The organism is Citreicoccus inhibens, assembly GCF_019039035.1.
Taxonomy (GTDB): domain Bacteria; phylum Myxococcota; class Myxococcia; order Myxococcales; family Myxococcaceae; genus Citreicoccus; species Citreicoccus inhibens.
Genome location: NZ_JAHNZT010000011.1, coordinates 1 through 11,671, shown reverse-complemented (window position 1 = coordinate 11,671; position 11,671 = coordinate 1). Strand labels below are relative to the sequence as shown.

At 69.6% G+C, this 11,671-nt stretch carries 10 protein-coding genes; 2 read left to right on the top strand and 8 right to left on the bottom strand.

The genetic code is table 11. From position 1 onward, the window contains the following. Nucleotide 1 precedes the first annotated feature (1 nt). The 6 genes from acpS to tilS all read right to left on the bottom strand — a co-directional run bounded on the left by acpS (nucleotide 2) and on the right by tilS (nucleotide 7,611). Nucleotides 2-382: a holo-ACP synthase gene (gene acpS, locus KRR26_RS15360; protein WP_120207890.1), complete on the bottom strand. Its 381-nt coding sequence runs from the start codon at nucleotides 380-382 to the stop codon at nucleotides 2-4. Nucleotides 383-386: 4 nt separating this feature from the next. Further along, complete coding sequence (locus KRR26_RS15355) at nucleotides 387-1,112, bottom strand: pyridoxine 5'-phosphate synthase (RefSeq protein WP_120207888.1); 726 nt, start codon at nucleotides 1,110-1,112, stop codon at nucleotides 387-389. Between the two features lie 106 nt (nucleotides 1,113-1,218). Then, the gene (glmM, locus tag KRR26_RS15350) at nucleotides 1,219-2,613 is read right to left on the bottom strand and encodes a phosphoglucosamine mutase (RefSeq protein ID WP_120207885.1); all 1,395 of its coding nucleotides are present in this window, start codon (nucleotides 2,611-2,613) and stop codon (nucleotides 1,219-1,221) included. A gap of 210 nt (nucleotides 2,614-2,823) precedes the next feature. Next, complete coding sequence (folP, locus tag KRR26_RS15345) at nucleotides 2,824-4,059, bottom strand: dihydropteroate synthase (RefSeq protein ID WP_120207883.1); 1,236 nt, start codon at nucleotides 4,057-4,059, stop codon at nucleotides 2,824-2,826. A gap of 98 nt (nucleotides 4,060-4,157) precedes the next feature. After that, a complete protein-coding gene (gene ftsH / locus KRR26_RS15340; RefSeq protein ID WP_120207880.1) occupies nucleotides 4,158-6,074 on the bottom strand; it encodes an ATP-dependent zinc metalloprotease FtsH in 1,917 nt (638 codons plus the stop codon). A 184-nt stretch (nucleotides 6,075-6,258) separates the two neighbouring features. Beyond that, complete coding sequence (gene tilS, locus KRR26_RS15335) at nucleotides 6,259-7,611, bottom strand: tRNA lysidine(34) synthetase TilS (protein ID WP_217080187.1); 1,353 nt, start codon at nucleotides 7,609-7,611, stop codon at nucleotides 6,259-6,261. 457 nt (nucleotides 7,612-8,068) lie between these two features. On the opposite strand from tilS, the gene KRR26_RS15330 reads away from it, so the two are divergent. Beyond that, the gene (locus KRR26_RS15330; protein ID WP_015350409.1) at nucleotides 8,069-8,272 is read left to right on the top strand and encodes a TIGR04563 family protein; all 204 of its coding nucleotides are present in this window, start codon (nucleotides 8,069-8,071) and stop codon (nucleotides 8,270-8,272) included. 7 nt (nucleotides 8,273-8,279) lie between these two features. Next, the gene (locus tag KRR26_RS15325; protein ID WP_120207875.1) at nucleotides 8,280-8,552 is read left to right on the top strand and encodes a TIGR04563 family protein; all 273 of its coding nucleotides are present in this window, start codon (nucleotides 8,280-8,282) and stop codon (nucleotides 8,550-8,552) included. 31 nt (nucleotides 8,553-8,583) lie between these two features. Here KRR26_RS15325 and KRR26_RS15320 read toward each other — a convergent pair whose 3' ends face one another. Together KRR26_RS15320 and KRR26_RS15315 are read right to left on the bottom strand one after the other, a co-directional pair. Beyond that, nucleotides 8,584-9,420: a 5'-nucleotidase C-terminal domain-containing protein gene (locus KRR26_RS15320; protein ID WP_120207873.1), complete on the bottom strand. Its 837-nt coding sequence runs from the start codon at nucleotides 9,418-9,420 to the stop codon at nucleotides 8,584-8,586. After that, nucleotides 9,420-11,671 (bottom strand): TonB-dependent receptor plug domain-containing protein (locus KRR26_RS15315; protein ID WP_217080186.1); only part of this gene is annotated, 2,252 nt, incomplete at its 5' end. The genes KRR26_RS15320 and KRR26_RS15315, both read right to left, overlap by 1 nt.

Below are 11,671 nucleotides of genomic sequence, written 5' to 3'. Positions count from 1 at the left end.
CTCACACCCCCTTCGTCTGAAGCACCACCGTGGCGGCGGCCACGCCAGCGTCATGGGTGAGCGCGAGGAAGGCCTCCAACCCTCGCGCCTCCATCACCTCGCGAGCCACGCCAGCGAGCGCGAAGCGGGGCGGCCCGTCCTCGCGCACGACCTCCATGTCCCGCCAGCGGATCCCCTTGGGTGCGCCCAGGGCCTTCACGAGCGCCTCCTTGGCCGCGAAGCGCGCCGCGTAGGCACTCGCCGCGTCGTGGCGCGGCGAGCAGGTGGCCCGCTCGCCATCCGTGAACACGCGCGCGAGGAACGCCTCCGCCCGGGGCCCGGTGATGATGCGCTGGATGCGCTCGATGGAGCAGATGTCCAGGCCCAGGCCGATGATGGACATGGCGCTATCCCGCGTCGCGCATCAGCTCGAGCATCTCGCGCACCGCGCGCTCGAAGCCCACGAGCACGGCGCGCGCGACGATGCCATGGCCGATGTTCAGCTCGTCGATCTCCTGGATGCGCGCGATGGGCTGCACGTTGTCGTAGTTGAGGCCGTGCCCCGCCGCCACGCCCATGCCGAGCTTCGCCGCCGCCTTCGCCGCATCCACGATGCGCGCCAGCTCCCGCGCCCGCTCCCGCTCGTTGCGCGCCTCGCAGTACCGCCCGGTGTGCAGCTCGATGCGGTCCGCGTTCACCTTGTGCGCCGCGCGCACCTGGTCCAGGTCCGGATCGATGAACAGCGAGACGGAAATCTCGCCGTCCTTGAGGTTCTTGATGATCTTCGCGATCTGCTCGCGCTGACCCGCCACCTCGAGCCCGCCCTCCGTGGTGAGCTCCTCGCGGCGCTCGGGCACGAGCGTCACCACGTCCGGCTTGTACTCGTAGGCGATCTTCACCATCTCCGCGGTGGCCGCCATCTCCAGGTTGAGCAGCGTCTGCACCGTGTCGCGCAGGATGCGCAGATCACGATCCTGGATATGACGCCGGTCCTCGCGCAGGTGGATGGTGATCTGCCGCGCGCCGGCCAACTCCGCCAGCGCGGCCGCCGTCACCGGATCCGGATAAGGGGTGCGACGCGCCTGCCGCAGCGTCGCCACATGATCCACGTTGACACCCAGTCGCTGTCCCATCGACCGCTCCTCGCTTTGCGGGCGGCCTCGGGATTCTCAGCGGGCCCGGGCCGTGCCGGCCCTTCTATTGAGGGCCGGCGTCCGGAAGTCAACCCAGCAGAGGCCCCTACCGGCTGAGGGCCTTGGCCAGCGCGTCGCCAATCTCCTTGGCGAAGGCCTGATTGCGCGCCGCGTCCTCGCCCTCGATGAGCACGCGGGCCTTGGGCTCGGTGCCGGAGAAGCGCACCAGCACGCGGCCGGACTTGCCCAGCCGCTGCTCCACGCTCTTGATGACCTTCATCACCTCGGGCAGCTCCCCCAGCTCGCGCTTCTGCTTCACCACGACGTTGAGCAGCGTCTGGGGCACCGGCTCGAAGATGGAGGCCAGCTCGCTCAAGGGCTTGCCCTGGCGGCACATCACCGCCAGGAGCTGTAGCGCCGCGAGGGTGCCGTCGCCCGTGGTGGTGTGGTCCAGGAAGATGAGGTGGCCGCTCTGCTCGCCGCCCAGGTTGTAGCCGTTGCGGCGCATCTCCTCGACGACGTTGCGGTCACCCACGCGGGTGCGCGCGACCTTCACGCCCCACTGCGACACCGCGCGCTCCAGGCCGATGTTGCTCATCACCGTGGCCACGAGCGTCTTCTTCTTCAGCTCCTTGCGCGCCACCAGCTCGCCGGTGCAGATGGCCATGATGGCGTCGCCGTCCACGACCTTTCCCTTCTCATCCACGACGATGAGGCGGTCCGCGTCGCCGTCCAGCGCGATGCCCAGGTGGGCGCCGTGCTTCACCACCGCGCGCGCCAGGTTCTCCGGATAGAGCGCGCCACACTTGTGGTTGATGTTCTTGCCGTCCGGCTGCACGCCAATGGCAATCACCTTGGCGCCCAGCTCCTCGAGCACCAGGGGCGCCGTGCGGTACGCCGCGCCGTTCGCGCAGTCCACCACGATGGTCAGCCCCTCCAGCGTCAGCTCGCGAGGGAACGTGGCCTTCAGGTAGACGATGTAGCGCCCGCGCGCGTCCTCCATGCGGAACGCCCGGCCAATCTTCGTGGCGGTGGGGCGGATGGAGTCGATGGCGCCGCTCGACAGCAGCTCCTCGATCTTCGCCTCTGTCTCGTCCGGCAGCTTGAAGCCATCGCGCCAGAAGAACTTGATGCCGTTGTCCTGGTACGGATTGTGGGACGCGGAGATGACCGCGCCGGCGTCCGCGCGCATGGACGTGGTGAGGTTGGAGATGCCTGGCGTCGGCAGCGGCCCCACGAGCTCCACGTCCACGCCCATGGAGATGATGCCCGCGGCCAGGGCCTGCTCCAGCATGTAGCCCGACAGCCGCGTGTCCTTGCCCACGAGCACGCGGTGCCGGTGCGGGCCATTGCGGATGAGATACGCGAGCGCGCGACCGAGCTGCATCGCGACCTCGGCGGTCATCGGGTAGACGTTCGCCGTGCCGCGCACGCCGTCGGTGCCGAACAGCCGCTCCGCGGTGCGCCCCTCCTTCGGGGGCATGTTCATCCTGTACGCCATGTGTGCCGATCCACCTTTCCAACGCCGGGCCAGCTCCGGGCTCGCGGCGACGGGGCTTATATCCCGTCCCCCACGTGGGCTCGAAGCTAGGAACCCCGCGCTCCCCGGGCAACCGCCCGACCATGCAAGCACGGCATCCATACCTGAAGCCCGGGAGAATCGCCCGTGCCGCTGCGAGACATCCGGCGTGTCCAGGAGCCCACAGCCGCCTCAGCGCGAATACAACGCCCCGCCCTCCTCGGCCCCACGCAAGGCATCCGCCACCGCGAGCGCATCCCGGGCCTCGGCCACGTCGTGCACCCGCACGAAGTCCGCGCCCCCCAAGGCCGCCAGGGCGGCCACCGAGCCGAGCGTCGCGGCCAGCCGCTCGGAGGGCGGCTTGTCTCCCGTCAGCGTCCCCAGGAAGCGCTTGCGGCTGGTGCCCACGAGCAGGGGCAGCCCCAAGACGCGCAGCTCGCCCATCCGCCGCAGCAACAGCAGGTTGTGCCCCGCCGTCTTCCCGAAGCCGATGCCGGGGTCCACCAGGATGCGCTCGCGAGGCACCCCCGCGGCCCGAGCCCGCGCCACGCCCGCCTCCAGGTACGCGAGCACCTCATCCACCACGTCGTCGTAGCGCGGCGCCTGCTGCATCGTGGCGGGCGCCCCCTGCGTGTGCATGAGGCAGCACGCGGCTCCGGCCTCGGCCACCACCGCCGGCAGCGCGGAGTCGGAGTGGAAGCCCGTCACGTCGTTGACGAGCGACGCCCCCGCCCGAAGCGCCGCGCGAGCCACCTCCGCCTTGGTGGTGTCCACCGACAGCGGCACCTGCGTACGGGCGCGAAGCCCCTCCAGCACGGGCATCACCCGCGCCAGCTCCTCATCGACAGACACCGGCTGCGAACCAGGGCGCGTGGATTCTCCTCCCACGTCGAGCACGTCCGCGCCCGCCTCCGCCAACGCCACCCCACGCGCGATGGCCGCCTCCACGCCGAAGTAGCGCCCGCCATCCGAGAAGCTGTCAGGCGTCACGTTCACCACGCCCATCACATGCGTGCGGGAGCCCAGCTCAAACGTGCGCCCGCCCAACACGAGCGGCGGGAGCGGAGCGCTCACCTCGAGCACGCGCACCAGCGCCAGCACCAACTCCGACAGCACACCCTCCCCACGAGCCTCCGCCACGAGCCGCTCGAGCCGCGCGCGACTCCCCGACAGCAAGCCCGTCCCTGGCCGAGCATCCGGCGCCCCCGGCATCCACGCCGGAAACGCCTCGCGCCCGGGACCCCGTGGGTTCGCTGCAAGCGATTGAAGGAAGCGCTCCTCGTGGGACGTCAGCCCCGTGAGGAGCACGTGCGCATGGGGCAGCGTCGCGCGCGACGACTCACGCAAGGCCACCGGCAGCCCCATGCGACGCAAGGCCAGCTCCAGGTCTTCGGGGCGATCGAGGCAGATGGGGCGGGCGCGAATCATGGCGGCGGCAACTCCAGCGAGGAATCCAGGGCGACAAAGCAGAAGGCCCCTCCCGAGACTCGGGAAGGGCCTTCGTTCATGCAGCGGCTCCGAGCGGCTTACGCCTTACCCGGCTCCATCTTCGGGAGCCCCTCGAGCGCGTCGAGGATCTTCCGCTTGTCCTTCTTCTCCGTCGCCTTGGGCGGCGCGTTGATGCGGGGCGGCGGACGCTCGCGGGTGAGCTGACCACCCTGGAGGAGGATGTTCACGTCCTCGGCATCCAGCGTCTCGTACTCGACCAGCGCCTCGGAGACGCGCTTGAGCGCCTCCATGTGCTCCGTGAGCGTCTGACGACCGCGGTTGTAGCAGTCCATGACGATCTCACGGACCTCGGCGTCAATCTGCCGCGCGGTGTCCTCGGAGTAGTCCTTGGACGAGTTGAAGTCGCGGCCCAGGAACACCTCGCCGTCGCTCTTGCCGAACGACAAGGGCCCCAGCTTCGAGCTCATGCCCCAGCGGCACACCATGGCGCGCGCCGTCTCGGTCGCCCGCTCGATGTCGTTGGAGGCGCCGCTGCTCATCTCGTCGAACATCAGCTCCTCGGCGATGCGGCCGCCCATCATCATGGCGATGCGGTCGAGGATCTGCTTCTTGTACCCGTTGAGCCGGTCCTCGGTGGGCAGGCTCCACGTGACGCCCAGGGCCTGACCGCGCGGGATGATGGTGACCTTGTGGAGCGGGTCGCAGCCGGGGAGGAGCTTGGCCAGCAGCGCATGGCCCGCCTCGTGGACGGCCGTGTTCCGCTTCTCCTTCTCGGTCATGATCATGGACTTGCGCTCCGGGCCCATGAACACCTTGTCCTTGGCGGCCTCGAAGTCGCTCAGGTCCACGCGCTCCTTGTTCTGACGCGCGGCCATCAGCGCCGACTCGTTGACCAGGTTCTCCAGGTCCGCGCCCGTCATGCCGGGCGTTCCACGAGCGATGACCTCCAGCTCCACATCCGGCGCCAGCGGCACGCGGCGGGTGTGCACCTTCAGCACGCCCAGTCGGCCCTTCAGGTCGGGACGCGGAACCACGATGCGGCGGTCGAAGCGACCCGGGCGCTGGAGCGCCGGATCCAACACATCGGGACGGTTGGTGGCCGCGATGAGGATGACGCCGTCGTTGGACTCGAAGCCGTCCATCTCCACGAGGAGCTGGTTGAGCGTCTGCTCGCGCTCGTCGTGTCCACCGCCGAGGCCCGCGCCACGGTGGCGGCCCACGGCGTCGATCTCGTCGATGAAGATGATGCAGGGGGCGTTCTTCTTGCCCTGCTCGAACAGGTCGCGAACGCGGCTGGCGCCAACGCCCACGAACATCTCCACGAAGTCCGAGCCGGAGATGGAGAAGAACGGCACACCGGCCTCACCGGCCACCGCGCGCGCCAGGAGCGTCTTGCCCGTACCCGGCGAGCCCATCATCAGCACGCCCTTGGGGATCCGGCCGCCCAGCTTGGTGAACTTCTTGGGGTCCTTGAGGAACGCGACGATCTCCTCCAGTTCCTCCTTGCACTCGTCGGCGCCAGCCACGTCCGCGAAGGTCACCTTGTTGTGACTCTCGCTCAGCAGCTTCGCCTTCGACTTGCCAAAGGTCATCGCCTTCCCGCTGCCGCCCTGGAGCTGGCGCATGAAGAAGATGAAGAAGAGGAACAGGAAGACGACGGGCATCCACTGCCCGAGGATGGTGAGCCAGAGGCTGTTCTGCTCCTCGCGCTCGTACTTCACGTCCACGTTGCTGGCGCGAAGCTGGTTGAGCACGGCCACGTCCGGTGCGGGGCCCGTCGTCCGGAACTTCTCGTTCGTGTCCACGAACGTGCCGGAGTAGGTGTTGCCCTTGATCGAAACGCCCCGGACCTTCTTCTCCTCCACCTTCGTGAGGAGCTGCGTGAAGGTGGGCTCCTGGACCTGGTCGCTGCCCTGGGAGAAGAAGTTGTAGAAGGCGACGAAGAGGACGATCAGGATGACCCAGAGCCCGATGGTCTTGTAGGTCGAACGCACGTGTCAGCTGCCCTTTCGGTACTCGGCGGGATGAGGGCCGCGCTGGGCAAAAAACCCAGCCTGTTTCATGAGTTGCCCGGCGCCTGTCAGAACGACCCAACCAGCGACGGACCGTATCAGCAACAGCAAAAAGCCCTCAACTATTTAGGGGGTCACGGCCATCCCCTGAAGCGACGGTTCCACTCTATAACGTTGGCGTCTCGTGATTGCTCGCGGCCGCGAGAGACGCCCAGATGTACTGTCCGGAAGCAGCCGCAGTGGGCACTGCTGTCAGGACGCCCGGAATCCACATAACCGTTCCCGCGGCGTCCGCCACCACCGGCTGCGCATGACGCGCTTCCTCCGGCACCCGGAGATCCACCAACACGTCCTGCAGCTTGCGTTGTCCCGCCCCCGTGCGAATTCGATCGCCCGGCCGGCGGGTCCTCACGGTGAGGGGCCAGCGCGTGCCGGGCCCCAGTGCCAGCCCCGCCATGCCCGCGGGAGGCGGCGTGGGCTCGATGGAGAAGTGCCAGCCCGTCTCGCCGAGCGAGCCTTGCGCCCCCAGCCCCGCGAGCAGCAACGGCGCGGGCGCCACCCCAGGAGGGCGCGCGCACCGCACACGACCTCCCGCCGCCTTCAGCCGCAGCCCGCCGCTGAGCGCCGTGGACCCACCCCGCGCCACGGCCTCGTCCGCGCGCAGCAGCGTCGCGTGGTCCACCAGGGCCCCTGCCTCGGCCACCAGCCGCGCGAGCACGCGCCGGCGCAGCGGCGGTTCCAGCGCCCTGACCCCCACCGCATCGAGCGTGCCGGGCGCCACCCGCACGCGCTCCCAGGCCGCGTCCGCGAGCGCGGCCAGGAGCGCGTCGTCCTCGGCCGCCACCCGCGCGAACGTCGCCAGGTGGCGCGTCACGGAGAAGCCCGCCGCGGCCGACAACGCGGGCAGCGCCCCTTGCCGGATGCGCGTGCGAAAGAGCGTGGCGTCCGCGTTCATCGGGTCCGTGAAGTACGCGACATCCGCCTCGCGCAGGAAGGCGAGTACGTCCTCGCGCGTGCGCTCGAGCAGAGGTCGGACGAGCGCCCCCCCGGCCGCATGGATGCCGCGCGCGCCCCGCAGCGCGCTGCCCCGCGCCAGGCGCATGAGGAGCGTCTCCGCCTGATCATCCGCGGTGTGCCCCGTGGCCACCGCCGCCAGCCCACGCTCGCGCCGCAGCGCCTCCAGCACCTCGTAGCGCGCGGCCCTCGCGCGAGCCTCCACGCCCGCGCCAGCCTCCAGGTGAAGCGCGCGGCGATGGCAGCGCAGGCCCAGCCCGTACGCGAGGCGCGCGACGGCCTCGCCCTCGCTCGTGGCCTCGCGCCGCAGGCCGTGGTCCAGCGTGGCGACCTCCAGCTTCATCCCCAGCGCCTCGCTCACGCGCGCGGTGCCCACCAACAGCGCGGTGGAGTCCGCGCCGCCCGACACCGCGAGCAGCACGCCGCGCCCCTCCAGCCCGTGACGCCGATAGGCGCGCGAGAGGGTGTTCAACAGCAGTCGGATGGCGGGACGAGTGAGGGGCATCGAACAGCTTCGGAATCGAGTGTCCGGTAACAAGGTTACAGAGGCGCCGTCGGTTGAAGGCAGAGGGGGAGGATTCTTATGATCCTCACACCGGGCGCGGATTGGGTGGAAATAGGACGCGCCACCCCGCGTGTTGAAAGAACGGCTCTGATTTCTGGATGTTGGGCCTAGGGGTCCCCCCCCTCCCCCTCTGGGCCCACGGGTCCGCTGAGAGATTCGCTCTCGGCGGTCCCTCTTTCCGAGACGCCCCGGTCCTCGTCCCCGAGGTCCGGGGCGTTTCCTTTTGCGCCCCCCTTTTCGCGCCCCGCTGCACGCCCGCGTGTGCCTGAACGTTCAGTATCCGGGGGCACGGCACGAGTCCTCCGAAACCGTTGACCCTTCAGGGCGTCTGTCGGATAACGGCCCCGGTGTGTTCAGGTCGTCACCTCGAATCCGCCCCGGACCCGGAGACTCAGGTATGGCAGGCACCGACAAGCGCAAGCAGTCGCTGTACTTCCCCGAGGAGATGTTGAAGGAGATCCAGGAGGAAGCGAACCGGCAGGACCGCTCGCTCTCGTGGGTGGTGCAGCAGGCATGGAAGATCGCCCGTGAGCGCATCAAGTCATTCCCTGCGGTCAACGACGTGACTGGCGACGAGCGGCAGGATCCGCGCGAGGAGTAGCGACGCCATGGCCACCACGGACCACCGCAAGCAGTCGCTGTATTTCCCCGAGGAGATGCTCGAGGAGATCCAACGCGAAGCGAACCGACAGGATCGCTCGCTGTCGTGGATTGTGCAGCAGGCGTGGAAGGTGGCCCGGGCCGACATTCGCAAGATGCCCTCGGTCAACGACGTGCTGAGCCCGCTGCCTCCTCGGCACGCGGCCCCGGCGCCCGCGCCCACGGCATCCTCGGCCCCTGTCGTCGCGACAGCAGCCGCGGGCGAGCCCCCGAAGTCCTGAGGTTCCCCCGCTCCGCCGGCCCGCCACCTCGCTATCGCGTGGCGGGCCGCACCGGCAGGGCGCAGTTCTCGAACACGACACGCGGCGCCTCGGTCAGCGCCTGCGACGCGTTCGGATACTTCTCCTTCATGTACGCCGCCGTGAGGTTCACGTCCGTGCCGCCCAGCTTGCGGGCCTGCACGGGGTTGCGCGAGGGGTCCTGCCCCACGCTGCCCAGGATGGCGCCGTAGCCGTCCCCTCCTCCCAACAAGAAGGCGGACATCGCCACGCGGTAGCGGATGGACTCATCCGTCCGCGCGGGAATCTGCACGACGCGCGAGCCCACCTTCAGCTCGCGGATGCGCTGGCCCTTGGTATGCGAGCAGTCCACGCGCACCGACGTCCCCTCGGACACGTGGAGGAACGCGCCCGAGGGCGACGAGATGTACTGGCCCTCGGCATAGAGCGCGCCCACCGAGTTCTCGAAGACCTCCACGAGCTGCTTCTCGGTGAGGTCCACCGTCACCACGAGGTTCTCGAAGAGCATGATCTCGTGCAGCACGCCGTCCGTGAGCGGCCCCTTGCGCACGGACGAGCGCGTGACGCACAGCCCTTCCGCGCGCAGCGAGCCGCCGTTGACCACGCCCAGTTCGGCGGGCTTGGACGAGCCATCCTCGGCGTGCAGCAAGGCATCCGCGGAGAGCTGCCCGAGCGCGTTGTTCGCGTGGCGGGCAAAGGGCTTGTCCAGGAAGACATCCTCTCCCAGGTACCCCACGACCGCGTCGGGGTCATCCACGAGCGGGGTGCACGAGTCGTTGTACGCGAGGCAGCCGAGGGCGGGCGCGCAGAGCGCGAGCACCAACGCGGTGAAGAGTGGACGGCGTTCCATCAGTAGCGGGCCCTCACGGTGAGATAGCCAGAGACTCCCTCACGCGGCAGCAATCCGGTGACGCGGTCCGGGCGCGGGACATCGTCCCGGAAGTCGTGGTCGAAGAGGTTCTGCGCCACCAGGGCGACTTCCCAGTGGTCCATCAGCGGCTCGGTGCGCAGCTGCGCCGTGATGAGGCTGTAGGCGGGAATCTTGTAGCGGCGGATCAGCTCCAGCGTGGAGCGGCTGTTGTTGCGGCGCTCGGCTCCGGAGCGAAGGATGACGTCGAAGTTCACCCAGTCGCCAATCGGCATGGACACGCCCGCGTTGAAGCGCGCCTGCGGCACGTCCGTCAGCAGGCGGGACTGGCTCGGCAGCTCCAGGTCCTGGGCGCGCGAGACGCTCGCGTTGATCCACGCCGCCGCGCGACGGGACGCCTCCAGCCGCGCCTCGCCCTCCACGCCGTACACGCGCACGCCCAGCTCGCGGTTCTCCAGCGGGACGATGTTGCCCGTGGTATCCACCGGAACAATCGGCGACGCGAAGTTCTCGAGGAACACGTTGCCGCGCAGACGCACGCGCGCATCGCCCGCCGTCTGCACCAGGTCCACGCCCAGCTCGAACGTGTCCACCGTGGCCGGCTGGAGGCTCGGGTCACCCTCGAAGCGACCCTGGTTGTAGGTCGTGTCCGGGATGCGCTCCACCAGCTCCTGCGGCGTGGGCGCGCGGAAGGCACGCCCGTACAGGGCCTTGAGCACCAACGCGTCCGTGGCCGAGAACACCAGGCCCATGCGCGGGTTGATCCGCGGCACGAACTTGGAGCCGTTCAGCACGCCCGCGCCATCCACCGTCGGGAGCTGCGTGGCGTCCAGGCGCACCCCGAACGTGAGCGTCAGGGCCGGAATGACCGTCCACTGGTCCTGGGCCGACAGGCCCACCGTCAGCCGCCGTGTGGCCGCGCCATTCGCCAGCTGCGTCAGGTCCACCACGCCCTCGGGCACCGCGAAGGCGGGCCGCAGCTTCCCGTCCAGCGTGTAGTTCGTCTCGTAGTCGTAGCGCGCGAGCATCTGCTGCTCGGCCACCAGCCCCAGCGTCAGCCGGTTGCCCTGTGCCACCGCGACATCCGCGTCCAGCGTGCCCGCCAGCGTGCGCACCAGCACGCGCGTCTGCTCCCGGAGCCCCGAAGGAAAGAGCTGATCGCCGCCATCGCCCGTGCGGAAGCCCTTGGGCGTCAGCTGGAAGAGGCGATCGGTGGACTGCTGATCATACGCGGCCCGCGCGCGCAGCTGGACGTTGCCGCCCAGGTCGCGCTCCCACGTGAGGTCCGCCAGGAGCACGTTCCAGCGCAGCTCCGAGTCCTCGCCCACCGTGTCGAAGAGGCCCAGCAGCGCGCCGCGCTTCTCGGTGAGGAAGCGCACCGAGGCGCCCATCGTTCCGGCGCCCCCCAGGTTGTAGCTCGCGCCGCCCCCCACGTTGACGAGGAACCGGTTGTCGCGCGTGTGGCCCGCCGGAACCAACACATCGCGGAGTCCCTGGGTCAGCGACTCATCATCGAGCGAGTCGTGCTCGATGACCTTCGAATCGCCATTCTGGTGCCACACGTCCGCGTCGCCATACAGGCGCAGCTCGCCCGACGTCGTCGCGGCGGACAGATGCCCATCCGTGGTGAGCGCCAGCCCTCCGCCATCCTGAGGGAAGCCGCCCCCCGACGCCGACATGCGGACGCCCTCGGAGCGGTCCGTGACGATGTTGACCACGCCCAGGAATGCGCCCGCGCCATAGAGCGCCGAGCCCGGGCCGCGGATCACCTCGATGCGCTCCAGGTTCTCCACCGGCAGGTTCATCAGCGCCTTGCCGTCGAAGAAGTTGTTCAGCCGGTGCCCGTTGAGGAGGAAGAGCACCTCGGCGTCGCTGCGCAGGCCGCGAATGGCGGTGCGATGGAAGCCCTGCACGTCACGGCTGACCGACAGGCCCGGCACCACATCGAGCACGTCCGCCACGGTCCTCGCGCCCAGGGCGCGCAGCTGATCCCGGCCGAACGACGAGCCAATGGCCGGAACGGTCCGGACCTTCTCCTCGTGGCGCGTCGCCAGCGCCAGGGTGTCCTCGGCGCTGTAGAGCGCGAGATCATCCTCCAACTCCGAGTGCGCGCTCGACGACGGGGCGGCGGACTCTCGGGTGGACGCGGAGTCGCGCGGCGACGCAGCGCGAGCCACGGGTGGATGCGCCTCCGTGGGCGCGGGCGCCTGGGACGTGGCCTCACACAACACCA